Origin of the sequence: Mycolicibacterium cosmeticum (genome assembly GCF_000613185.1) — a bacterium.
Lineage (GTDB): Bacteria > Actinomycetota > Actinomycetes > Mycobacteriales > Mycobacteriaceae > Mycobacterium > Mycobacterium cosmeticum.
On sequence record NZ_CCBB010000001.1, the window covers coordinates 613,633 to 637,701 of the forward strand.

The 24,069-nt window shown below is 67.9% G+C and carries 24 protein-coding genes; 18 read left to right on the forward strand and 6 right to left on the reverse strand.

What is annotated here, in order from left to right:
* Window positions 1-157 precede the first annotated feature (157 nt).
* Window positions 158-1,915 carry a sigma-54-dependent Fis family transcriptional regulator gene (locus BN977_RS02970; RefSeq protein WP_036396284.1) on the forward strand — a complete coding sequence of 586 codons (1,758 nt, stop codon included), beginning with the start codon at window positions 158-160 and terminating at the stop codon, window positions 1,913-1,915.
* 209 nt (window positions 1,916-2,124) lie between these two features.
* Entirely contained in the window at window positions 2,125-3,570 is a 1,446-nt protein-coding gene (locus BN977_RS02975) for an FGGY-family carbohydrate kinase (RefSeq protein ID WP_036398312.1), read from the forward strand.
* Here BN977_RS02975 and BN977_RS02980 read toward each other — a convergent pair.
* Genes BN977_RS02980 through rpe form a run of 5 tightly spaced genes read right to left on the reverse strand, consistent with a single transcriptional unit; the run spans window position 3,567 to window position 8,986 of the window.
* The gene (locus BN977_RS02980) at window positions 3,567-4,592 is read right to left on the reverse strand and encodes an HAD-IIA family hydrolase (RefSeq protein ID WP_234709491.1); all 1,026 of its coding nucleotides are present in this window, start codon (window positions 4,590-4,592) and stop codon (window positions 3,567-3,569) included. The genes BN977_RS02975 and BN977_RS02980 overlap by 4 nt on opposite strands.
* Complete coding sequence (locus BN977_RS02985; protein WP_024452654.1) at window positions 4,589-5,326, reverse strand: HAD-IA family hydrolase; 738 nt, start codon at window positions 5,324-5,326, stop codon at window positions 4,589-4,591. The genes BN977_RS02980 and BN977_RS02985 overlap by 4 nt, the downstream gene beginning before the upstream one ends.
* Window positions 5,327-5,336: 10 nt before the next feature.
* Window positions 5,337-6,257, reverse strand: coding sequence for a phosphoribulokinase (locus BN977_RS02990; RefSeq protein WP_046872748.1), 921 nt, complete (start codon window positions 6,255-6,257; stop codon window positions 5,337-5,339).
* Window positions 6,258-6,287: 30 nt separating this feature from the next.
* The gene (gene tkt / locus BN977_RS02995; RefSeq protein ID WP_051560991.1) at window positions 6,288-8,303 is read right to left on the reverse strand and encodes a transketolase; all 2,016 of its coding nucleotides are present in this window, start codon (window positions 8,301-8,303) and stop codon (window positions 6,288-6,290) included.
* Entirely contained in the window at window positions 8,300-8,986 is a 687-nt protein-coding gene (rpe, locus tag BN977_RS03000; protein WP_036396285.1) for a ribulose-phosphate 3-epimerase, read from the reverse strand. Before rpe ends, tkt begins: the two co-directional genes overlap by 4 nt.
* A 141-nt stretch (window positions 8,987-9,127) precedes the next feature.
* Between rpe and BN977_RS03005 the strand changes: the two genes are divergently transcribed.
* The 5 genes from BN977_RS03005 (at window position 9,128) to usfY (ending at window position 13,418) form a co-directional block, all read left to right on the forward strand.
* Entirely contained in the window at window positions 9,128-9,805 is a 678-nt protein-coding gene (locus BN977_RS03005) for a response regulator (protein WP_036396286.1), read from the forward strand.
* A gap of 5 nt (window positions 9,806-9,810) precedes the next feature.
* Entirely contained in the window at window positions 9,811-11,022 is a 1,212-nt protein-coding gene (locus BN977_RS03010) for a GAF domain-containing sensor histidine kinase (protein ID WP_046872747.1), read from the forward strand.
* Window positions 11,023-11,130: 108 nt separating this feature from the next.
* Window positions 11,131-12,138 carry a CbbX protein gene (cbbX, locus tag BN977_RS03015; RefSeq protein WP_036396288.1) on the forward strand — a complete coding sequence of 336 codons (1,008 nt, stop codon included), beginning with the start codon at window positions 11,131-11,133 and terminating at the stop codon, window positions 12,136-12,138.
* Window positions 12,135-13,016, forward strand: coding sequence for a LysR family transcriptional regulator (locus BN977_RS03020; protein WP_024452659.1), 882 nt, complete (start codon window positions 12,135-12,137; stop codon window positions 13,014-13,016). The genes cbbX and BN977_RS03020 overlap by 4 nt, the downstream gene beginning before the upstream one ends.
* Before the next feature lie 84 nt (window positions 13,017-13,100).
* Window positions 13,101-13,418 carry a protein UsfY gene (usfY, locus tag BN977_RS03025; RefSeq protein WP_024452660.1) on the forward strand — a complete coding sequence of 106 codons (318 nt, stop codon included), beginning with the start codon at window positions 13,101-13,103 and terminating at the stop codon, window positions 13,416-13,418.
* A 15-nt stretch (window positions 13,419-13,433) separates the two neighbouring features.
* On the opposite strand, the gene BN977_RS03030 is transcribed toward usfY, so the two are convergent.
* Complete coding sequence (locus BN977_RS03030; protein ID WP_024452661.1) at window positions 13,434-13,856, reverse strand: response regulator transcription factor; 423 nt, start codon at window positions 13,854-13,856, stop codon at window positions 13,434-13,436.
* A 125-nt stretch (window positions 13,857-13,981) separates the two neighbouring features.
* Between BN977_RS03030 and BN977_RS03035 the strand changes: the two genes are divergently transcribed.
* The 11 genes from BN977_RS03035 to nuoK are packed head-to-tail and all read left to right on the forward strand — an operon-like array spanning window position 13,982 to window position 24,068.
* The gene (locus tag BN977_RS03035; protein WP_024452662.1) at window positions 13,982-14,347 is read left to right on the forward strand and encodes an NADH-quinone oxidoreductase subunit A; all 366 of its coding nucleotides are present in this window, start codon (window positions 13,982-13,984) and stop codon (window positions 14,345-14,347) included.
* A complete protein-coding gene (locus BN977_RS03040) occupies window positions 14,338-14,889 on the forward strand; it encodes a NuoB/complex I 20 kDa subunit family protein (protein WP_024452663.1) in 552 nt (183 codons plus the stop codon). The genes BN977_RS03035 and BN977_RS03040 overlap by 10 nt, the downstream gene beginning before the upstream one ends.
* Window positions 14,886-15,455 carry an NADH-quinone oxidoreductase subunit C gene (locus BN977_RS03045; protein ID WP_024452664.1) on the forward strand — a complete coding sequence of 190 codons (570 nt, stop codon included), beginning with the start codon at window positions 14,886-14,888 and terminating at the stop codon, window positions 15,453-15,455. The genes BN977_RS03040 and BN977_RS03045 overlap by 4 nt, the downstream gene beginning before the upstream one ends.
* On the forward strand, window positions 15,452-16,792 hold the full coding sequence (locus BN977_RS03050) for an NADH-quinone oxidoreductase subunit D (RefSeq protein ID WP_024452665.1): 1,341 nt from the start codon (window positions 15,452-15,454) through the stop codon (window positions 16,790-16,792). Before BN977_RS03045 ends, BN977_RS03050 begins: the two co-directional genes overlap by 4 nt.
* The gene (gene nuoE / locus BN977_RS03055; RefSeq protein WP_024452666.1) at window positions 16,789-17,493 is read left to right on the forward strand and encodes an NADH-quinone oxidoreductase subunit NuoE; all 705 of its coding nucleotides are present in this window, start codon (window positions 16,789-16,791) and stop codon (window positions 17,491-17,493) included. Before BN977_RS03050 ends, nuoE begins: the two co-directional genes overlap by 4 nt.
* Entirely contained in the window at window positions 17,490-18,800 is a 1,311-nt protein-coding gene (nuoF, locus tag BN977_RS03060; RefSeq protein ID WP_036396290.1) for an NADH-quinone oxidoreductase subunit NuoF, read from the forward strand. The genes nuoE and nuoF overlap by 4 nt, the downstream gene beginning before the upstream one ends.
* On the forward strand, window positions 18,797-21,145 hold the full coding sequence (locus BN977_RS03065) for an NADH-quinone oxidoreductase subunit G (protein ID WP_036396291.1): 2,349 nt from the start codon (window positions 18,797-18,799) through the stop codon (window positions 21,143-21,145). The genes nuoF and BN977_RS03065 overlap by 4 nt, the downstream gene beginning before the upstream one ends.
* Window positions 21,145-22,362: an NADH-quinone oxidoreductase subunit NuoH gene (gene nuoH, locus BN977_RS03070; protein WP_051560993.1), complete on the forward strand. Its 1,218-nt coding sequence runs from the start codon at window positions 21,145-21,147 to the stop codon at window positions 22,360-22,362. Before BN977_RS03065 ends, nuoH begins: the two co-directional genes overlap by 1 nt.
* On the forward strand, window positions 22,355-22,885 hold the full coding sequence (gene nuoI / locus BN977_RS03075; RefSeq protein ID WP_036396293.1) for an NADH-quinone oxidoreductase subunit NuoI: 531 nt from the start codon (window positions 22,355-22,357) through the stop codon (window positions 22,883-22,885). The genes nuoH and nuoI overlap by 8 nt, the downstream gene beginning before the upstream one ends.
* Window positions 22,882-23,772 carry an NADH-quinone oxidoreductase subunit J gene (locus BN977_RS03080; protein ID WP_024452671.1) on the forward strand — a complete coding sequence of 297 codons (891 nt, stop codon included), beginning with the start codon at window positions 22,882-22,884 and terminating at the stop codon, window positions 23,770-23,772. The genes nuoI and BN977_RS03080 overlap by 4 nt, the downstream gene beginning before the upstream one ends.
* Window positions 23,769-24,068, forward strand: coding sequence for an NADH-quinone oxidoreductase subunit NuoK (gene nuoK / locus BN977_RS03085; protein ID WP_024452672.1), 300 nt, complete (start codon window positions 23,769-23,771; stop codon window positions 24,066-24,068). Before BN977_RS03080 ends, nuoK begins: the two co-directional genes overlap by 4 nt.
* The last annotated feature ends 1 nt before the right edge of the window (window position 24,069 follow it).

Here is a 24,069-nt window from a genome sequence, read left to right on the forward strand (position 1 = left end):
ACACAGATGCAACCCCGGGACAACGCCCATAGCCGTCTCACTATGAGATGTGGGTCACACTGACGGCGCACGGTCAGGGCGTCTCATTTTGAGACGCGCGTCACAGCGCCGGGGTCTATTCTCCTAGGGCACCCACTTCGACGTCGAGGTACCGCAGATGGCCGACAACATCGGCACCGCCGGTGATTTGCGCCGGGCCCGGGAGGAGTTCCTGGCCGGCGGCGCCGCCCACACCGGCCTGGTCACACCCGATGTGCTGAGTTCGTGGCGCCGATCGCAAGCACTGGACGTGCATCCCGACCGGGTGGAGTTGCCCTTCGTGCGGGAGCCGGATCCCGAGACACCGTTGCTGGCGGCGGCCACGCCGGTGCTGCGACGAGTCGCCAGCGATCTGGCCGCCCAGGCGGTGAGCGTGATCCTCACCTCGGCCGACGGTGTGGTGCTCGACCGGGTGGTGTCCGACCCGGCGATACTGCGCGCGCTCGACGAGGTCCGGCTGGTACGCGGCTACAGCTACGCCGAGGAGTTCGCGGGCACCAATGGCATCGGCACCACGCTGGAAACCGGCACACCCACCTTCATCCGCGGCAGTGAGCACTACGTCGAAACGCTGGACCAGTTGGCCTGCGCCGGGTCGCCCATCCGCGATCCGGTGACCGGACGGGTGCTGGGTGTCGTCGACCTGACCTGCTGGGCCCGCCAGTCCGACCCGCTGTTGTTCGTCCTGGCCAAGAGTGCCGGCAGCCAGATCGAGGACCGGCTGACCGCGTTACGCAACGAGAGCGAAACCGCACTCTTGGAGGCGTATCTCAAGCACACCCGCCGGTATCCCGGTGGCGTGCTGGCCATCGGCGGCGACGTCGTGCTGATGAACCCCTATCTGCGCCGGACGCTCGACGCCGGCGACCAGAGCACGCTGCTCGACCATGCCGCCGAGATGGCACACGGTGGCGATCAGTCGACGGCCATCATCGCACTGCCGACCGGCGTCAGCGTGAAAATGACTGTTGCGGAGACGATCACGGCGCGCAATGCACAGCGCAGCGCGGTGTTCCACGTTCACTTGAACAACCACTTCGCGATTGCCGGGCGGGGTTCCGCGGAGGCGATCCCCCGTCTCGCCGGGCGCAGCAGCTCGTGGCTGCGCAGTTGTCAGCAGGTCGACCGCTGTTGCCGCGACCGGGATTGGGTGGTGATCGAAGGCGAGCGCGGCTCCGGACGGGCACGGCTCGGTCAGGCGGTCGCCCAGCATGTCAATCCGTCACGCACGGTGCGGGTGTTGCGCGCCGAGGACTTCCCCACCACCGACGATGTCATCGCCGAGGTGGAAGCCGAGACCGACGGCGACGATTTCGCGGTGATCATCGCCAATGTCGATGCGCTGCCCGATGATTCGCTGGACCCGCTGGCGGCGGTGCTGCAGACCCGCGCGGGCCGGGGTTGGCTGGCCGCGACCATGGGCACCGAACAGCGCTCCCCGATGGTGGACGCGCTGCTGCTGCCGTTCTTCACCCACACGGTCACCGTGCCCGCACTGCGGCACCGGATCGAGGATCTCGAGCAACTCGTCCCGGCGCTGCTACGGGAACTGACCCGGGGCGCCGACGTGCAGTTGGCGCCCGAGGCCATGCGCCAACTCGCGAAGCTACCGTGGCCCGGCAACGTCGCCCAGCTGCGCAAGGTTCTTGCCGAGACGGTGGCCCTGCAGCGGTCCGGCACCATCGGCATCGACAAGCTGCCCGCGGAGTGCCGCTCGCTGGCCCGGCGCCGGCTCACCCGGATGGAGGCCCTGGAACGCGACGCCATCGTGCGCAGCCTGCAGGAGAACTGCGGCAGTAAGGCGATCGCCGCCGAGGCGCTCGGGATGTCGCGCGCCACCATCTACCGGAAGATCAAGGAGTTCGGCATCGCCTGACCGGATGACGCGGACCCACCGGAGCACACCCCCACCTGGGGGATGCGCCCGAGGTCGTCGATTTGTACTGTCGGCCGGAATCATTCGGTGTCGACGGTGTACATCCGGAGACCGCTCACGACGGGACGGCCATCGCTACACGCAGGATCGGCCCACCGTCGGCACCCGGACCCGACCCGACAACGGCGCGAGAACCGCTCTGGCTCGGGATAGACGTCGGCACCCAACAGGTGCGCGCGCTGGTCGTCGACGACGACGGCACCGTTGCCGGCGCGGGCTCCGCACCGCTGACGAGCACCCGCAGCTTCTCGCACCACGAACAGGATCCCGAGCAGTGGTGGACCGCCGTGGCCGACGCGACCAGGACCGCGATGTCCGGGGTGCGTGCGGGATCGGTGGCGGCGCTGGCCGTCGCCGCCACGTCGGGGACCATCCTGCTCGTCGACCGCGCCGGGCGCCCATGCACCGCGGCGCTGATGTACGACGACGCCCGCGCGGTCGAGCAGGCCCGCATCGTCGACGATGTCGGCGCACCGGTCTGGTGGGCGCTCGGGTATACACACATGCAGCCGACGTGGGCGCTGCCGAAGCTACTCTGGCTCCTGCAGACCAACCCGGCATTGGCGGACCGCGCACCGCGACTGTGCCATCAAGCCGACCTGATCACCGCCCGGTTCGTCGGTCACCCGGTGCCCACCGACGCCGGCAATGCGCTCAAGTCCGGCTATCACGTCGGCGAGGACCGATGGCCGCACGAGGTTTTCACGCGCCTCGGCATTCCGCCATCGCTCCTACCGCCGGTGGTCAGACCGGGAACCGTGCTCGGCCGGGTGAGCGTCGAAGCCGCCGCAGCCACCGGAGTCGGCGCCGGAACACCGGTGGTGGCGGGCATGACGGACGGGTGTGCCGCGCAACTCGGTGCGGGATGCCTCGAAACCGGCTCGTGGAATTCGGTTCTCGGCACCACGCTGGTCCTCAAAGGTGTCTCCGACGATCTCATCACCGATCCGGCCGGAGCGCTGTACTCACATCGCGGGCCCGACGGCACCTGGCTTCCCGGGGGCGCCTCGAACTGCGGGGCGGGTGCGATCCCGGTCTGGTTCGGGGGCGCCGACCTCGGTGAACTCACCGGCAGGGCGGCCGACGTCCCCATCGGGCCGTTGGCGTACCCGCTGCTCGCCCGCGGGGAGCGGTTCCCGTTCCGGGCGGCCGCCGCCGAGACGTTCGTCCTCGGCACCCCTGCCGACGACGCGGGTATGTTCGCCGCACTGCTGCTCGGCGTCGCCTGCCTGGAACGGCTGTGCTACGACCGGATCCACCTGCTGGGTGCGCCGTCGATCGAGAATCTGACGTTCACCGGCGGGGCCACCCGCAACGAGTACTGGACGCAGCTGCGTGCCGACCTGCTCGGCAGGCACATCCAGATCCCCGAGCAGAGCGAACCGGCGCTGGGCATGGCGATCCTTGCCGCGACATCTGGTGGCCGGTGCGCGAAAGACGTTGCCGCCGCGATGGTCCGCACCCGCACCGTCGTCGCGCCGAACTCCACCAGGGGATCCGTCCTGCGTGAGCGCTATGCCGACTTCCTGCAGGCACTGACCACACGAGGCTGGCTGGACAGCGCCACCGCCGATCACGCCCGGGCGCGTCTCTAGGGCGACAGACCCGCCGCGAGCAACGCCTGCCGGGCCCGATCGTCACCGGCGACGATCGTCGGTCGGCGGCCCGCACCGCCGGCCTGCCACAGCGCCCAGGCCAGGGCCCGCACGACGACCAGTCCGTCGTCGCGCGGCCAAATCCCTTCCGAGGCGACCGTCACCACATCGTCCCGGATGGCGACCCGCCACGACGGCTGGCTCGCGATCCGGGTGGCCGCGCCCGGCCGGGTCAGGCACCGCAGATCCGCGGCCAGATGGGTGGGTCGTCGTTGCGGTGGCACCTCGAGCAGATCGGCCGGGCGGCTCACACCCGTGCACACCAGCACGCTCGGCACCCCGGCGGCGTTGGCGCAGGCGATGTCGGTATCCAGTCGGTCGCCGATCAACAATGGCGCCCGGAAATCGCCGCGCGCCAACACATGTTCCACGATCGCCGGCCGCGGCTTACCCGCCACCACCGGCTCGCGATCGGTGGCCGCCCGCAGGGCGGCGACCATCGATCCGTTGCCGGGCACCAGCCCTCGTTCGGTCGGCAGAGTCACGTCGGCATTGGTGGCGACCCAATGGGCACCGGCACGGATCAACACCGCCGCCCGGGCGAGATCGGACCAGCCGGTATGCGGTGAATGTCCTTGGACCACCGCGACGATGCCCTCGTCATCGTCCCCGGCACCTACCGGCGTAAGGCCCACCGATCGTATTTCGGCCGCCAGCGCCTGCGTTCCGACGACGAACACGCGGGCGCCGGGCCCCAGACGGGCGGCCAACAACCGTGCCGCGCACTGCGCGCTGGTCACGATCTGCCGCGCGGTCGGTGCGAAACCCATCCCGCGCAGCCGTGCGGCAACCTCGTCCGGTGCGCGGGAAGCGTTGTTTGTGACGAAGAACGTCGGCGTGGTGACCTCGGCCAGGGTGGACACCGCCGCCTCGACCGGTTCGGCGCCGCGGTGCACGGTACCGTCGAGATCCACTAGCAGACAATCGTGCTCGTCGGCCAGTGGGGTGTCTGCATCGATCACCGGTGAACCGCTTCGCGATTCTGCCTGGCCGACCACCAGTCGTGATGCACGCGCACGCACGCCGCGCTCGACAGCGGTTCGAGACCATCGAACTCGGGGCGCACGCACGCGGCGGCGGTGAAGTCCTGACCGGCCGTGTAACCGTTGGTCACCACCGCCGTGGCGATACCGGCCGCCGCGGCGGCACGCAGACCGACGGCCGAATCCTCGACCGCCAAGGCCTCCTCCGGCCTCATACCGAGTCGCTGCAGCGCGGTGCGGTATACCTCGGGATGCGGTTTCAGGTGCGTCACGTCGTCACCCGTCACGACGACCTCGGCCGGATGGTCCCGCAGCACCTGGCCCAGCAGGGGTTCGACCCAGGCGCGGCGGCCGGTCGTGGCGACCGCGATCCTGATACCGGCGGCCACCAATCCGCTGATCAGATCGTTCAGCCCGGGGCGGGCCGTGATCGCGCCGGCCAGGATCCGCTCCCGGACCAACCGGGTCTTGGTCGCATGCACCGCGTCGGCCAGTCGACGGGTATCGCCGTACCCCAGGGCTTTCAGGTGGGCTTCGATCCGGTGGTCGCCGCCGGTGATGTGCAACAGCTTCCCGTACTCCTCGACATCCCAGACGATCTCCAGGCCGTGCGCGGCGAAGGCCTGGTTGAATGCCGGTCGATGGCCGTCCTTTTCGGTGTCGGCCAGCGTTCCGTCGACGTCGAAGATCACCGCGCGCAGCGGTGGCGTCACGATGCGCCCACTATCGCGAACCGCGCAACAGGTGATGCAACAGGATCATCTGGGTGATCGCCAGCGGGGTGCTGCGCGTCCCGCACCCCGTGTCCCCCAGCGCATCCGGCACCTGCACATTCGGATCACCGAGTGCCTCCCAGAGCAGCTTTTCGGCAATCGCGTTCTCTTCCCGACTCGCGTACCCGTGTACGTGCAAGCTGTCCACCGGCCTGCCGTCGGTGTCCCGGGTGAGGCGCAGGTGAGCGGTGCCGGTGACGGCCGGCTGCAGAACCTGAGTCAAGTCGGGTTGGCTCACGGTCGGCCGCAGCAGCACCTCGGCCGACAGCTGGGTGCCGGGCGGGTCGTCGCGCCCGGTGATCGTCGCGAAGCGCACCACGATATCGGCGTGCGACCGCTGCGGGCGGATCACCTGAGCGGACGTACCCTCGTCGGCTTCCCATGCGGCGTCCACCTGTTCGGCGGTGTATCCACGAACCGCGATGTCGCGCCGGACCTTCCAGCTTCGCCGAACGTCCTCCGCGGGATCCAGGTACACCGCGACATCGAAGCAGGCTCGCGACAGCCTGGTGTACAACGGCAAGACGCCGTGCACGATGACGAACTCCCTGGGCTCGAACAACTCCGGGCGGCTGCGCCGGCCGACGGAATGGTCGTACACGGGTTTGAGCACCGGTTGTCCGGTCGCCAGCAACTGCAGGTGCTGTTCGAGCACGTCGACGTAGTTGCTGTCCGGATGGACCGACGTCACCGTCAGACCGCGTCGTTCGGCACGATCGAAGCGCTGATAGTCATCCGCGGAGAAGGACGCGCAACGGTCCGGCCCCAATGCCGCCACCAGGCCGGCGGTCAGCGTCCGCTTGCCGGCGGCGCTGTCGCCGGCAACCGCCAGCATCACCGGGCGGTGCCGGCCGGTTGATGCGCGGACCATTCTGAATCTCTTGTCGGGCAACCGATGTCCTCAGCCGGTGACCGATGCCCGCTCGACCGCGCCGACCGCGGCGGCAGCCACCGCATCCGAGGTGAGGCCGAGGTGCGCGGCCACCTGCGCACCGGGGCCGCTCTCCCCGAACCGATCGATTCCCACCACATCGTCGCGGTCCTCGGCCAGCGCCAGCCATCCCGTCGGCACCCCGGCCTCGATCCACACCACGGGCACATCGGGCCGCACCGACCGGTCGGCGGCCATCGCGTCGGCGAATCGTTCACGCCACAGCACCGATATCACCGCGGCCGCGATCCCCCGCGTGCCGAGCAATTCCGCCGCGTCCAGCGCCAGGACCACCTCTGACCCACTGGCGGCCAGGACGACGTCCGGTCGGTCGGCCGAGCGCACGGTGCGCGCCCCGATGCTGCGCGTCTCGTCCAGATCGCCGCCCAGCTGCGGGAGATTCTGCCGGGTCAGGATCAAGGCGGTCGGTCCCGACAGGTTCCGGGCGGCGATATCCCAGGCGACCACCGTCTCGGCGGCATCCGCCGGGCGCAACACCGTCAGTCCGGGGATCAACCGCAGCGATTCGACCTGCTCGACCGGCTGATGGGTGGGCCCGTCCTCACCGACGTACACCGAGTCATGGGTGAAGATGTAGATCACCGGCTGGCGCATCAGTGCCGACAGCCGCAGCGCGGGCCGCAGGTAGTCGGCGAACACCAGGAAGGTACTGCCGAACGGTCGCAGCCCGCCGTGCAAGGAGATGCCGTTCATGGCCGCCGCCATGGCATGCTCCCGGATGCCGAAATGCACTGTCCGGCCGGCATAATCGAGGCTGCTGACCGAACCGCCCGGGATCGCGGTGTTGGTCGAGGCGGCCAGGTCTGCCGATCCACCGACCAGTGCGGGGTATCGGGCCGCCAGGTCGACCAGGGCGGCACCCGATGCCTGCCGGGTGGCGACGGGCTGGTCCGGCAGCGTGCGCATGTCGAGCGCACCCGGCGGAGGCGCCGGTATGGTGCCCAGCCGATGGTCCTGCGCCAGCTGCGGATGCGCGCCGGCCCAGGCGTCGTGATCGCGAACCCACTCGTCGCGCACGGCGGCAGCGGCCCCCGCGAGATCCGTGACCAGGTCGGCCACCTCGTCGGGAACATGGAATGCGGTTGCCGGCCATTCCCAGCGCGAGCGCATGGCGGCGATCGTCTCCACGCCGAGGGGGCTGCCGTGCGCCTTCGACGTTCCCTCGACGCCGGGGGCCCCGAACCCGATCGTGGTGCGCACCCGGATGAAGGTGGGTGCGGATTCCTCGTCGCGCGCCGCCGTGAGCGCCCGGTCGATCGCCGCGATGTCGTTACCGTCGTCGACCGCGAGCGTGTGCCAGCCGTAGGCGGCGAAACGCGCCATGGCGTCGTCGGCGCAGCTGAGGTCGGCAGCGCCGTCGATGGTCACGTTGTTGTCGTCGAAGAGGACGGTCAGCCGGCCGAGCCCCAACCGCCCGGCAAGGGATGCGGCCTCGTGGCTGATGCCCTCCATCAGGTCACCGTCACCGGCGAGCACCCAGGTGCGGTGGTCGACCACCCGGTGCCCGTCGATATTGCAGCGCGCCGCCAGCATCCGCTCGGCGAGCGCCATGCCGACCGCGTTGGCCATGCCCTGCCCCAGCGGGCCGGTCGTGGTCTCCACCCCCGGTGTCTGGCCGTGTTCGGGATGGCCGGGGGTGCGAGAGTCGAGTTGGCGGAACTGCGCGAGATCGGTGGCCGTGACCCCGTAACCGAAGACGTGCAGCAGCGCGTACAGCAGCGCCGAACCGTGTCCGGCCGACAGGACGAACCGGTCACGGTCGGGCCACGCCGGGTCGGCGGGATCGTGGCGCAGGTGGCGGGACCACAGTGTCCAGGCCAGTGGGGCGGTGCCCAGCGGCAGCCCGGGGTGTCCGCTGTTGGCGGCCTGCACCGCGTCGGCCGCCAGAAACCGGAGCGTGGTGACGGCCATCTGGTCGATCTCGGTGATGGCGGTCGTGTCGCGAGTGGTGGCGGCGCCGGTCATCGGTTCTGCTCCTGGCCCAGGGCGGCGTCACGCAGGGCGGTGACCCGATCGGCCATCGTGTCCGGCCCGGTGAACAACGCGGAGCCGGCACAGAACACGTCGGCCCCAGCCGCCGCGGCCCGGCCGATGGTCGATACGCCGATCCCGCCGTCCACCTCCAGTTCGATATCGCGCCCGCTGCGGTCGATCAGTTCGCGGGCCGCGGCGATCTTGGTCTCCATCGAGGCGATGTACCGCTGACCGCCGAAACCGGGGCTCACCGTCATGACCAACAGCAGATCCATCAGGTCCACGACATTGGTCACCGCTTCCAGCGGCGTGGAAGGATTCAGTGCCACGCCGGCCCGTGCCCCGGCGTCCGCGATGGCGCACAACGTTCGGTGCAGATGGCGGGTCGCTTCGGCGTGCACGATGACGATCTCGCACCCGGCCTGCACCCAGCGGTTCAACATCGGGTCGGGATCGTCGACCATGAGGTGCGCCTCGAAACCCATGGCGACATGGGGCCGGTTGGCGGCGATCACGTCGGGGCCGAAGGTCAGATTCGGCACGAACCGGCCGTCCATCACGTCCCACTGGACGCGGTCGACACCGGCCTTCTCCACGTTGCGGAGCTCCTCGCCGAGATCTGAGAAATCCGCGGGCAGAACCGAAGCGACGACGGTGGGCGATCGCCTGTCCATCCAACCTCCTTGAGTCGAGGCAACCATAGGAATCGGCGCTTGACCTGCGTGTCCCCGAGTCGGGGGGTTCGGCGGGTTAGATTTCCCGGTTTTGCGCAAACCTGACAGACGGATCGCTCTGGCGGTCCCTATCGTGTTCGCATGACGACGGCGATTGTTGCGGGCGCGGGACCGGTCCGCGTGGTTCTGGTCGACGATCACCAGATGGTGATCGAAGGCCTCAAGGCCATGCTCACCTCGTTCCAGGGCAAGGTACGTGTGGTCGGTCAGGCGGTCGGTGTCGACCAAGCCGTTCAGGTCGTCGAAAGCCTGGATCCCGATGTGGTGCTCTGTGATGTCCGGATGCAGGGCTCGAGCGGACTGGACCTTTGCCTTGCGCTGCGCCAACGTAATCCCGCACGCAAGATCGTGATGCTGTCGGTGTACGACGACGAGCAGTACCTCTTCCAAGCCATGCGCGTCGGGGCGTCCGGCTATCTGTTGAAGAGCATCAGCAGCGACGAGTTGGTGCACCAACTGGAGTTGGTGCGAAACGGTGAGACGGCCATCGACCCCGGGCTGGCCGCCCGCGCCGTCGACACGGCCGCGCGCCTGCAGCGTGACGAGTTCTGGCCCGGCGCAGGCCACGGCCTGACGCAACGGGAGAGCGAGATTCTGTCCTTCATGGTCAGCGGGCTGTCCAATCGGGCCATCGCCACCAAACTCGTCATCGGCGATGAAACGGTGAAGAGTCATCTGCGTTCGATGTACCGCAAGCTCGGCGTGGGCGATCGAACCAGTGCCGTGGCGGCCGCGTTGCGCGAGGGCATCTTCCGTTGAGCACGTTGTCCGCCGGGCATGCCGCGACCGGCTCGACAGCGGTTCGAGAGTTCGTCGACGCCGACCGCGAGTTGGCGCTGCTGCGTGAACTGATCGAGGCCACCGCGCAGGGCCCCGGCGTGGAGCCCCTCGCGGCGGCCGCCGCCCGGATCATCGTCGATGCCACCGGCACCGATGCGTGCCTGGTGCATGTGCTCGACGACGGTGACCGGTCGCTTTCGCTTGCCGGTGCCACACCCCCGTACGACAGCGAGGTCGGAAGGGTCCGGCTACCACTGGGATTCGGCATTTCGGGTTGGGTGGCCAGCCATCGGCAACCCGTGGTGATCACCGAGGACAAGGAGTCGGACCCCCGTTACCTGGCGACCACCGTGCTGCACGACGCGCCGTTCACGTCGATGATCTCGGTGCCGATGGAGACCGCGCCCGGTGGGCTGGTGGGTGAGTTGTCGGTGCACACGTTCCAGCGCCGCGAATTCACCCCCCGGGACGTCGAACTGCTGCGGGTGATCGGCAGGCTGATCGGCGGCGCGCTGCATCAGGCCCGTCTGCACCGGCAGTTGGTCGCGCGCGAGCGCGCCCACGAGAACTTCGTCGAACAGGTCATCGAGGCGCAGGAGACCGAACGCCGGCGCCTGGCCGGTGATATTCACGACGGAATCTCCCAGCGCCTCGTCACGCTGTCCTATCGCCTGGATGCGGCCGCCCGGGTGATGCACGGCGACGTCGCCGAGGCGTCCCAACAGTTGGAGGCGGCAAGGGAACTCGTCGGACTGACGTTGGAGGAGGCGCGCGCCGCGATCGGTGGTCTGCGGCCGCCCGTCCTCGACGACCTCGGGCTGGCCGGTGGACTGTCGAGCCTGGCGCGCTCGATCCCGCAGCTGGACATCGAAGTGCAGGTGTGCGACCGGCGTCTTCCCGAGCACATCGAGGTCGCCCTCTACCGGATCGCGCAGGAGGGCCTGCAGAACGTCGTCAAACATGCCAAGGCGGCGATCGCCCGGCTCAGCTTCCTGGTCGACGGCGGCCTTGCCACACTCGAAATATCGGATGACGGACGGGGTTTCGAGGTTGCCGAGCACCAGCTCGGTCATTGCGAGGCGAGCGGTTACGGGCTGCTGTCCATGCGCGAACGAGCCGAGCTGGTCGGCGGCCGGCTGAGCATCCGATCGCGCTCCGGTTCCGGCACCACCGTCACGGCGACCATACCGCTATGACGATCAACGCATCGGTCAACTATCACAGGGTATTTCGCAATAGACACGTTCAGGATGGCCATGACACTATCCCGTCATGGCACACCAACACGACGAGCACGGCCGTACATGACTGAGTCGACCACCGAAAAGCCGCGTCGTGGCTTCGCATTCACCGACCGGCCGGCCTCCCGACAGGAGGCCGACCCGCAGAGCGGTGAACCCGAAACCGCGCTCTTGCGCGACGATGCCGTCATCGACGTCGCCGCGGCACGTCGTGACGCCGGCGTCGACGAGGTACTCGAGCGCCTGGACACCGAACTCGTCGGTCTGGCACCGGTCAAGACGCGCATCGCCGAGATCGCCGCCCTGCTGCTGGTCGACCGCATGCGGGCGCGGTTCGGACTTGCGGCACCCCAGCCGACACTGCACATGTGCTTCACCGGGAACCCGGGGACCGGCAAGACGACGGTGGCCCTGCGGATGGCCGATCTGCTGCACAAACTCGGATACCTGCGCAAAGGGCACCTGGTCTGCGTGACACGCGACGACCTGGTCGGTGAGTACATCGGCCACACCGCGCCGAAAACCAAGGAAGTGATCAAGCGTGCCATGGGCGGGGTGTTGTTCATCGACGAGGCGTACTACCTGTACAAGGCCGAGAACGAACGGGATTACGGTGCGGAGTCGATCGAAATCCTGCTACAGGTGATGGAGAACCACCGCGAGGATCTCGTGGTGATCCTGGCCGGCTACGCCGACAAGATGGCGCAGTTCTTCTCCGCCAATCCCGGGATGCAGAGCCGGGTGGCACATCACATCGAGTTCCCGGACTACACCCCCGCAGAACTCGAACAGATCGCCCACCTGATGACGGAGCAACTCGGCTACCGATTCTCGCCCGGTGGCCGAGAAGCGCTGCAGAGGTACGTGAGCTTGCGTATCGACCAACCATGGTTCGCCAACGCGCGCAGCATCCGCAACGCGATGGAACGCGCGCGACTGCGCCACGCCAGACGGCTGCTCGGCGGTGCCTACGAGCAGGTGGACCTCGCGGCGCTGACCACGATCGAAGCGCCGGACCTGTTGGCCAGCAGGGTGTTCGACGCCGCCGGGAACCCGTCGGAGCCGACGTGACGACCAACGCCCGGCTGCGGGCTTTCGTGGAGCTGGCCAACACCGGCTCCGTGCGCGGCGCCGCACTACGGCTGGTCGTCACCGAATCCGCGATCTCCTCCGCGGTCGGCAGCCTGAGCACCGAAGTCGGTGTCCCCCTTCTCGATCGACATGGCCGCGGGGTACGGCTGACCCCGGCCGGGAAACGCTATGCCGACTACGCACGCACCATCCTCGGGCTCCACGACGAGGCCGTGCGCGCGGCTCATGGGGAGGCAGACCCAGAACACGGGTCGATCAGGATCGCCGCGGTGACCACGGCCGGCGAGCTGCTGATTCCCGCCCTGCTGGCCTCTTTCACCGGCCGGTACCCCGACGTCGAATGCAAACTGCACGTCGCATCACGGACGGGATTGTGGCCCATGCTGGCCCGCCACGAGGTCGATATGGTGGTCGCCGGCCGCCCTCCGGCGGACCTGCGCCAGGTCAGGATCCGGGCCGTCAGCCCCAACACCCTGATCGTCGTCGGAAACCCGCGTGTGCAACACCGATTCGCAGCGGCGACGACCACATGGCTACTGCGCGAATCCGGTTCGGGAACCAGAGCCACCACCGTGGCACTCTTCGAGGAACTCGACATCGCGCCGCCTCAGATGGTGCTCGGGTCGCAAGGTGCCGTCGTCGCGGCGGCCATCGCCGGTCTCGGCGTCACACTGGTGTCCCGGCAAGCGGTGCAGCGCGACCTCGACGCCGGCACGTTGGTCGAACTCCGCCTGCCCGGTGCACCGCTGGAACGCCCGTGGCACATCGTCACCCAGTCCCCTTCGACGGGATCGACCGAGTTGCTGATCGCGCATCTGCTCGCGCACCGTGGACTGGGGTGGGTGCCGGCCGGCTAACCCGCATCCTCACCGATGAGGGGGATGCCCCACGTTTCCCGACGGACTAGCTCTGACTGAGGAGCCAGAACAAGGGAGGCAATCATGGCGAGTTACAAGGATCCCACTGACCATTTCCGCACCACTCTGCCGCACACCGGCGAGCATTTCATCGACGTCTACAGTTGGCCCGGTTACTGTTCCATCCTGTTGGGAGTGATGTCCCTGGTCGCCGGGGTCGCCGCAGCCGCCTACCAGCGGACCCAGTGGATTGCCACGGCCGGCATCGTCGGCGTGCTGGCCATCGCGGGCGGTGCGGCCTGGCTCGTGATCGAGCACCGCAGGATCCTGCGCATCGAGTCACTCTGGCACCGGGAACATGCCACCTCTTTCCCGCATGCCAGGTCCTTCCCGAACACCTGACCCCGCCTCGGCCGTTCAGTTGCGCAGCGTGCGGCGCAGCAACGGGAGAACGACGTCGGTCAGTTGCAGTGGGTCGATCGGCCTGCGCACCACCGCGTCCGCACCCGACCACCGGGCCAGCCACCGGTCATCGGGTCGCGCGATGGCGAGCACGATGGGCGGGCATTGCAACAGTTCGTCCTTGAGTTGCTTGGCGATTCCGATCCCACCTTCTGGAGCGGATTCCGCGTCGAGGACCACCAGATCGACCGCGGTCGTGCGTAGTTCGTCGAGCACGGCGGCACCGGTGGCGAACTCCCGGATCGCCGTGCGGCCGAGTCGATCGTCGGGCAACCTGCCGAGGGCACGTCTCACCTGCCCCCGAGTGTCCAGGTGCGAGCTGAACACCGCGATCTGTATCGGCGTGTAGTAGTCGAGCCTGGCCGCGTGGTCCGTCATCCTGCGCATGGTAGCGGTCCACCGATGCTGCGTGAATCCCCTTGTCCCTCCCCCAGTTCGGGGTGATTGTCCATCCCCACCCTGCACCACCATCGACACAACACATCCGAGGGGAAGCGAGGACGATGAACCTCTACACACCGGTGGCGGTGCTGGCCGCGGTCGCCGCGGCGTTCGCGCTGGGATCGCTGGCCGTCTCGAGATTCGTCGGGCCACAACGCTACAACCGCGCCAAGAATGCCGCCTATGAGTGCGGTATCGAGTCGGTGCATCCGGTCGGCACCGGTTCGTCGGGACGATTCCCGATCAGGTACTACCTCACGGCGATGTTGTTCATCGTGTTCGACATCGAGATCGTGTTCCTGTACCCGTGGGCCGTGGCGTTCCACGATCTTGGCGGGTTCGCGTTCGCCGAGATCGCGCTGTTCACCGTGACCGTGGCCGCGGCGTACGCCTACGTGTGGCGGCGGGGAGGCCTGAATTGGGACTAGAAGAGAAGCTGCCCGGCGGCATCCTGCTGTCCACCGTCGAGAAGGTCGCCGGCTATGTCCGCAAAGGGTCGCTGTGGCCGGCGACGTTCGGGTTGGCCTGCTGCGCCATCGAGATGATGGCCACGGCATCGCCACGGGTGGACATCTCGCGGTTCGGCATGGAGCGGTTCTCGGCCACGCCCCGGCAGGCCGATCTGATGATCGTGGCCGGCCGGGTCAGCCAGAAGATGGCCCCGGTGCTGCGCCAGGTGTACGACCAGATGGCCGAGCCGAAATGGGTGCTCGCCATGGGCGTGTGCGCGTCATCGGGCGGCATGTTCAACAACTACGCCATCGTCCAGGGTGTCGACCACGTGGTGCCCGTTGACATCTACCTGCCGGGCTGCCCCCCGCGTCCCGAGATGCTGCTGCACGCCATCCTCAAGCTGCACGAGAAGATCGCGCAGATGCCCCTCGGGGTGAACCGCGCCGAGGCGGTGCACGCCGCCGAAGTGGCGGCGCTGGCGGGAACCGGCTCGCTGCGCCAGGAGGTGTCGCGATGAACCGGGGCAAGGCCGAGCGCCCGTACGGGGGTTACTTCGACGACGTGGTCACCGATCTCACCCATGCCGTCGGCTCAGCCGAGTTCGCCCGGGCCGTCGAATCCGTCAGCACGGACCACGCGCAGCTGACCCTGCGGGTGGCGCGCCGGCACCTCATAGCCGTGGCCACGGCGATGCGCGATGATCCGGCCCTACGTTTCGAGTTCTGCGCCGGGGTCACCGGAGTGCATTACCCGCAGCTGCCGGGACAGGAGTTGCGTGCCCTGTATCAACTGATGTCGATCCACCACAATCGCCGGGTCTGCATCGAAGTGACTGCCCCAGAGAGCGATCCGCATATCCCCTCGCTGTGCGAGGTCTACCCGACCTGTGACTGGCATGAACGCGAAGCCTATGACTTCTTCGGCATCGTGTTCGACGGACATCCCGCGCTCACCCGTATCGAGATGCCCGACGATTGGGTCGGCCATCCCCAGCGCAAGGATTATCCGCTGGGCGGCATCGCCGTGGAGTACCACGGTGCCCGGATCGCCCCACCCGACCAACGCGGGGCGTGCTGCCCATGAGTCTGCGCTCCGCAGCACCCGGCCGGCGGGCCGACGACAGATCCCGTCCGCCCACCGTGGTCACCGTTTCCGGACAGGACTGGGACGAAGTGCTGGCCGCGGCCGATGACGCGGCCGCCGGTGAACAGATCGTCGTCAACATGGGCCCGCAGCATCCGTCCACCCACGGGGTCCTGCGACTCATCCTCACCCTCGACGGTGAGATGGTGACCGAAGCCCGATGCGGTATCGGCTATCTGCACACCGGGATCGAGAAGAACCTGGAGTACCGCACGTGGGTGCAGGGCGTCACCTACGTCACCCGGATGGATTATCTCTCACCGTTTTTCAACGAGACCGTCTACTGTCTGGGCGTCGAACGGCTGCTCGGGATCACCGACGACATCCCGGACCGGGCCACCGTCATCCGGGTGCTGCTGATGGAGCTGAACCGGATCTCGTCGCACCTGGTGGCGCTGGCCACCGGCGGCATGGAACTCGGTGCCATGGCGCCGATGTTCTTCGGATTCCGCGAACGCGAGCGCATCTTGGCGGTGTTCGAGACCATCACCGGTCTACGGATGAATCACGGTTACGTCCGGCCCGGCGGTGTCGCGATGGACCTGCCCGATGACGCTGTCCCCCAGATTCGGGACCTGCTGCCCACCCTGGCACGGGGATTCCGGGATCTGGAGGGCCTGCTCACCGAGAGCTATATCTGGAAGGCCAGAACCCGCGATATCGGCTACCTGGACATGGCCGGCTGCCTGGCCCTCGGGGTGACCGGTCCGGTCCTGCGCTCCACCGGCCTGCCCCATGACCTCCGCCGGGCACAGCCGTACTGCGGGTACGACACCTACGAGTTCGACGTCTGCACCCGCGACGCCTGCGACTCCTACGCCCGGTATCTGATCCGGGTCGACGAGATGTACCAGTCGCTCAAGATCGTCGAGCAGTGCCTGGACCGGCTCCGGCCCGGACCGGTGATGATCGCGGACAAGAAACTGGCCTGGCCGGCGGATCTCACACTGGGCGGGGACGGACTGGGCACCTCGCCGACGCATGTCGCCGACATCATGGGCGGATCCATGGAGGGCCTCATCCACCACTTCAAACTGGTCACCGAGGGAATCCGGGTGCCGGCCGGTCAGGTGTACACCGCCATCGAGTCACCCCGCGGGGAACTCGGCGCACACGTCATCAGCGACGGCGGCACCCGCCCCTACCGGGTTCACTTCCGCGACCCATCGTTCACCAACCTGCAGGCCGTCGCGGCGATGTGTGAAGGCGGCATGATCGCCGACGTCATCGCGGCCGTCGCCGGCCTCGATCCCGTCATGGGCGGTGTCGACAGATGAGCACCTTCATCCAACTCGGTTCCGCCACCGACGAACCCCTGCCGGGCAGGCACGCCTACCCGCCGGAGGTGTTGGCACAGCTGGAATCCGACGCGGCGACGATCATCGCGAAGTATCCGCACCCACGGTCGGCGCTGTTGCCGTTGCTACACCTGGTCCAGGCCGAGGATTCCTGCCTGACCCCCGCCGGTATCGGCTTCTGCGCCGAGCAGCTCGGGCTGACCCGGGCCGACGTCACCGCCGTCGCCACCTTCTACTCGATGTATCGGCGCTCTCCCACCGGCGACTACCTCGTCGGTGTGTGCACCAATACCCTGTGCGCCGTTCTCGGCGGCGACGCCATCCTCGAAGCGCTGCAACAGCACCTGGGCGTGACCGCCGGAACGACCACGCCCGACGAGCGGGTCACGCTCGAGCGTGTCGAGTGCAACGCGGCCTGCGATTACGCGCCGGTGGTGATGGTCAACTGGGAGTTCTTCGACAACCAATCCGCAGACTCTGCAGTGGCTCTCGTCGATGCGCTGCGCGAGGGCCGTCAGGTCACGCCGACCAGGGGCGCGCCGCTGTGCACGTTCCGCCAAACCTCACGCACCCTGGCCGGAATCGGCCGGCACAGCGGCGATGTCCATCCGGCCGGGGAGCCGACACTGGCCGGCCTGCGGGCGGCCCGCCCCGGCCCCGACCCGAACATTCCGCGATGACCGCGCTCACCCCGGTGTTGAGCCGGTATTGGGGCCATCCCTTGTCGTGGACCATGCCCACCCACCTGGAACACGACGGTTACCGGGCGCTGGAGCAAGCATTGCGGATGGGGCCGGAAGCGGTCACCGAAACGGTGAAACGTTCCGGGCTGCGTGGCCGCGGCGGTGCGGGATTCCCCACCGGTGTCAAATGGTCATTCATCAAACACGATTCGGCCGTCCCGAATTACCTGGTGGTCAACGCCGATGAGTCCGAACCGGGAACGTGCAAGGACGTCCCCCTCATGATGGCCACCCCTCATCTGCTGATCGAAGGTGCCATCATCGCCGCCTACGCGATCCGCGCCCGGCATGCGTTCATCTACGTTCGCGGGGAGGTGGTTGCGGCCATCCGGCGGCTGCAGCGCGCCGTCGCGGAAGCCTACGAATCCGGCCATCTCGGATCCGACATCCACGGCAGCGGGTTCGACCTGGAATTGACGGTGCATGCCGGTGCGGGCGCCTACATCTGCGGGGAGGAAACCGCGCTGTTGGATTCGCTCGAGGGCCGGCGCGGCCAACCGCGCCTGCGGCCACCGTTTCCCGCCGAGGCCGGCCTCTACGGCTGCCCCACGGTAGTGAACAACGTCGAATCCATCGCGTCGGTTCCGTCCATCATCCTCAATGGGGCTGAGTGGTTCCGCTCGATGGGCACCGAGAAGTCGCCGGGTTTCACCCTGTACTCGTTGTCGGGACACGTCACCAGACCGGGGCAGTACGAGGCCCCCCTTGGCATCACGCTGCGCGAGCTGCTCCGCCATGCCGGCGGTATGCGCACCGGGCACACCCTCAAGTTCTGGACGCCGGGCGGGTCGTCGACCCCGCTGTTGACCGCCGAGCATCTCGACGTGCCACTCGACTACGAGAGCGTCGTCTCGGCCGGATCGATGTTGGGTACCAAAGCAATTCAGCTCTTCGACGACACCACCTGCGTGGTGCGGGCGGTGCGCCGCTGGACACAGTTCTACGCGCACGAGTCCTGTGGCAAGTGCACCCCGTGCCGGGAGGGCACCTACTGGCTCACGAAGACCTACGAGCGACTCGAAACCGGAACGGCCACATCCGCGGACCTCGGCACGCTCGAAGACATCGCCAATGGCATCAACGGTCGGTCCTTCTGCGCCCTCGGTGACGGGGCCACCAGCCCGATCCTGTCATCGCTGCGCCATTTTGCCGAAGAGTATCGGCTGCACGTCATCTTGGGCGCATGCCCGTTCGATCCCGCGGCGTCGATGGCGATGGCGGCTCATCCACAGGAGGTCAGGTGACGGTCACCGAGCCCACCCGCGCGGCAGATGCGCACACCGGCGATATGGTGCGACTGACCGTCGACGGATCAGAGATCGCCGTCACGCCAGGCACGTTGGTGATCAGGGCCGCCGAAATGGCCGGCCGCCGCGTCCCGCGGTTCTGCGACCATCCGCTGCTGGCCCCCGCCGGTGCCTGCCGGCAGTGCCTCGTCGAGGTGGAAGGCCAACGCAAGCTGGTCACGTCGTGCACCACCCCCGTCGCCGCCGGCATGGTGGTGCGCACCCAGTTCACCTCGGAACAGGCCGCCCAGGCGCAACGCTCCGTCATGGAGCTGCTGCTGATCAATCATCCGCTGGATTGCCCGGTGTGCGACAAGGGCGGTGAGTGCCCGCTGCAGAACCAGGCCATGTCCACCGGCCGTACCGAGTCGCGATTCACCGAGACCAAACGCACCTTCCCGAAACCGGTTGCGCTGTCCAGCCAGATCCTGCTCGACCGCGAACGCTGCGTGCAATGCGCTCGGTGCACCCGGTTCGCCGACCAGATCGCCGGTGACCAGTTCATCGACCTGATGGAACGAGGAGCGTCGCAGCAGGTCGGTGTCGCCGACGGAGAGTCTTTCGATTCGTACTTCTCCGGCAACACGGTGCAGGTCTGCCCGGTCGGCGCGCTGACTGCGGCCTCGTACCGATTCCGTGCCCGACCGTTCGATCTGCAGTCGGCGCCGAGTGTCTGCGAGCACTGCGCGGCCGGCTGCGCGCAACGCACCGACCACCGCAGGGGAACGGTGCTGCGCCGGGTGGCGATGAACGATCCCGCGGTGAACGACGAATGGAACTGTGACAAGGGGCGGTGGGCGTTCACCTACGCCGATAGCCCGGACCGGATCACGGAGCCGATGATCCGAGACTCCGGCGGCGAGCTGGCCACCACGTCGTGGACGCAGGCACTGGCCACCGCCGCCGCCGGCCTACTCGGGGCGCGTGGCCGGACCGGCCTGCTGGTGGGTGGCCGGCTGACGCTCGAAGATGCCTACGCCTATGCGAAGTTCGCCCGAACGGTGCTGCGCACCAATGACATCGACTTCCGGGCTCGGGCCCACTCGGCCGAGGAGACGTGGTTTTTGACCCATCACGTCGCCGGGCGGCCGATGGCGGTGTCCTACGCGGACCTGTCCACCGCGCCCGTGGTGCTGCTGGTCGGTCTCGAACCCGAGGACGAGTCGCCGATTCTGCAGCTGCGGTTGCGTAAGGCGTTGCGCTCCAACGGGATACCCGTATACTCCATCGCACCGTTCACCTCTCCGGGCCTGGCGAAGGTTTCCGGACGGCTTCTGCCTGCCGTTCCGGGAGCAGAGGCCACGGTCCTCGACGGCCTGCACCACGGACCGGTCGGCGACCTGCTGCGTCAACCGGGAGCGGTCATCATGGTGGGCGAACGCGCGGGCATCAGCCCCGGCGCCCTCACCGCCGCCGTGCGCCTGGCCGAGGGCACCGGCGCGCGACTGGCTTGGGTGCCCCGGCGGGCGGGTGAACGCGGCGCCCTGGAAGCCGGAGCGTTCCCCACGTTGTTGCCCGGTGGCCGGCCGGCCGACGTTCCGGGGCGCGATACGGCGGCGATCCTGGACGGCGCGGCGAAGGGTGATCTCGGCGCACTCGTCGTGGCCGGGGTGGAGATCGCCGATCTGCCCGATCCCGAGGCGGCGAGCCGGGCTCTGCGGGCAGTGCCGTTCGTCGTCAGCCTGGAGCTGCGCAGCAGCGCCGTCACCGAGCGAGCCGACGTGGTGCTGCCGGTGGCGGCGGTGCAGGAGAAGTCGGGTACGTTCGTCAACTGGGAGGGTCGTCGCCGCAGTTTCCCCGCCGCGATGACCGCTTCCGGGGCGATGTCCGATGTTCGCGTCCTGGATGCGCTCGCCACCGAAATGGGTTCTGCACTCAACCTTCCCGACGATGGTGCCGCCCGTTTCGAACTGGACCTGCTGGGCAGCTCACCGTCGGATCGATCGGTCCGTGCGCCGTCTCCCCCGGCAAATGCGCAGCCGCCGGCAGCAGGGCAGGCGACGCTGTCCACCTGGCGGCTGCTGCTGGATGCCGGGCGGCTCCAGGACGGCGAACCGCATCTGGCGGGTACCGCCAGGACGGCCATCGCCAGGCTTTCATCGACCACCGCCCGCGAAATCGGTGTCGGTGAGGGAGAACACGTGTCGATCAGTACGGTCAAAGGCGCGATCACCGCGCCGGTGCACATCACCGAGATGACCGATCGGGTGGTGTGGCTGCCGACCAACTCCCGCGGCTGCGCGGTGCACACCCAGCTCGGCGTCACCAGCGGCGCCACCGTGACGATCGGGCGGGCCGACTGATGCGGGGTGACTTGTCGGCCTTCGGTCATGACCCGTGGTGGCTCATCGCGGCGAAAGCCGTCGCGGTCTTCGCCTTCCTGTTGTTGACCGTCTTGGCGGCCATCCTGGCCGAGCGCAAGGTCCTGGCGCGGATGCAGATGCGTATCGGCCCGAACCGGGTGGGTCCCCGCGGGCTGCTGCAGTCGCTCTCGGACGGCATCAAATTGGCGCTCAAAGAGGGCATCGTGCCGGCCGGCGCGGACAAGCCGGTCTACCTGATCGCCCCGGTGATCGCTGTCGTCCCGGCGATCTTGGCCTTCGCCGTCATCCCGATGGGCCCGACGGTGTCGATTCTCGGGCACGCCACGCCCCTTCAGCTCACCGACATACCGGTGGCGGTGCTCTACGTGCTGGCCACCACCTCGGTGGGCGTGTACGGCATCGTCCTGGGCGGCTGGGCATCGGGCTCGACCTATCCGCTGCTGGGCGGATTGCGATCGTCCGCCCAAGTGGTCTCCTACGAGATCGCCATGGCGCTGTCCTTCGCGGCGGTGTTCGTGACGGCCGGCACGATGTCGACGTCGGGCATTGTCGCCGCCCAGCACAAGGTGTGGTTCGCCGTGTTGCTGGCACCGTCCTTCCTCGTCTACGTCACGGCGATGGTCGGTGAAACCAACCGGGCCCCTTTCGATCTCCCGGAGGCCGAAGGTGAATTGGTCGGCGGGTTCCACACCGAGTACTCGTCGCTGAAGTTCGCCATGTTCATGCTCGCCGAATACGTGAACATGACCACCGTGTCGGCATTGGCGACCACCCTTTTCCTGGGCGGCTGGCAGGCCCCGTGGCCGATGTCCATGCTCGACGGCGCCAACAGCGGCTGGCTCCCGCTGGTGTGGTTCAGCGCGAAGGTCTGGGGATTCCTGTTCCTGTTCATCTGGTTGCGGGCAGCCCTTCCCCGGCTGCGCTACGACCAGTTCATGGCGTTGGGCTGGAAGCTACTCATCCCGGCGTCGCTGCTCTGGATGCTGGTGGTCGCCACGCTCGCCACCTTCGGCGGGCCGGATCAATCCCCCGCACCGGCCGCCGCGGCAGGCGTAGCGGTCCTGGCCCTGGTCACCGGAATCATCACCTGGCGTAGCCGCAGGGCGCGTCGCCGGGCCGGCAGCGTCCAGCCGCCGGCCGAACACCCACGGGTGGAACGCAACATCACCGCCGCCGAGGACTACGCCGATGTCTAGATTCGATCCCGTCGCCGGATTCGCGATCACCTTCGGTGCGATGTTCAAGAAACCGGTGACCGAGCAGTACCCGGAGGAAAGACCCCCGACCGCTGCACGCTATCACGGTCGCCATCAGCTCAACCGGTATCCCGACGGGCTGGAGAAATGCGTCGGCTGCGAGTTGTGTGCGTGGGCCTGCCCCGCCGATGCCATCTATGTGGAAGGTGCCGACAACACCGAGGACCAACGGTTCTCACCGGGTGAGCGTTACGGCCGCGTCTACCAGATCAACTACCTGCGCTGCATCGGTTGCGGCCTGTGCATCGAGGCGTGCCCCACCCGGGCCCTCACCATGACCGGTGAGTTCGAACTGGCCGATGACAACCGCGCCGACCTGGTCTACGACAAGGACAGCCTGCTGGCACCGTTGCAACCCGGAATGACGGCGCCACCACACCCCATGACACCCGAAACCACCGCTCGGGATTACTACCTGTCCGAGTCCGACGGCGCTGCGGCAGCTCGAACGGAGCCACGATGACCCTGCTTGCAGCCCCGGCGCTCGCCGCAACCTCCACCGGTGAGACAGCGATGTTCTGGATTCTGGCACCGGTCGCGGTCATCGGCGCGGTGGGTACCGTAATGGCCACTCGCGCCGTGTATTCGGCAATGCTGCTCGGCATGACGATGCTCGTCCTCGCGGTGCTGTATGTGGCGTTGGACGCGGCGTTCCTCGGGGTGGTTCAGGTGGTCGTGTACACCGGCGCCGTCATGATGTTGTTCCTGTTCGTCCTCATGCTGGTCGGCGTCGACCGTCACGAATCTCTCCGCGAGACCATCCGCAGACACCGACCACTGTCGCTGCTGGCGGCCACCGGCTTCACGCTGCTCCTCGTCGTGAGCATCGGCCATGCACAGCCGACCGCGCCAACGGAATCCGACCGATCCGCCTCCGACGGAAACCTGCACGGCTTGGCCACGATGATCTTCACCCGCTACTTCTGGGTTTTCGAGTTGACCGGCGCGTTGATGATCACGGCGGCGCTGGCCGCGATGGTGCTGGTGCACCGCGAACGATTCGAGACACGAAAAACGCAGCGGGAGATGGCCATCGAGCGGTTCAGGACTGGCGGCCGTCCAACGCCACTGCCCAGTCCCGGCGTCTACGCGCAGCACAATGCCGTCGACATGCCCGCCCGGCTGCCCGACGGGTCGGCGGCCGCGGGCTCCGTCGCCGGCGCCACGCCTCCACGCAACATCCCGCCGCACGAAGCCGATACACCCGCCCCGAAACCACCGCTGCGCCTGGTGACCTCGATGTCCCAGCGGGACACCGCCTGGGTCGATCGATGGGCAGCCACCGGCGGCGTCCCCCGCAACGGTCGAGTACCCAACGGTGGTGGCCCCCTGGACGGTGATGGTCGATGAATCCGCTGTACTACGTCTACCTGTCCGCGGCGCTGTTCACCATCGGCGCTCTCGGTGTTCTGGTGCGCCGCAACGTCGTCGTGGTGTTCATGTGTGTGGAGTTGATGCTCAACGCCACAAACCTGTGCCTCGTCTCGTTCTCCCGGATCCACCACAATCTGGACGGTCAGCTGCTGGCCTTCTTCACCATGGTGGTGGCCGCCTGTGAAGTGGTGGTCGGGCTGGCCATCATCATGTCGATCTTCCGCACCCGCAGGTCGACCGATGTCGACGACGCCAGTCTGTTCAGGGGCTGAG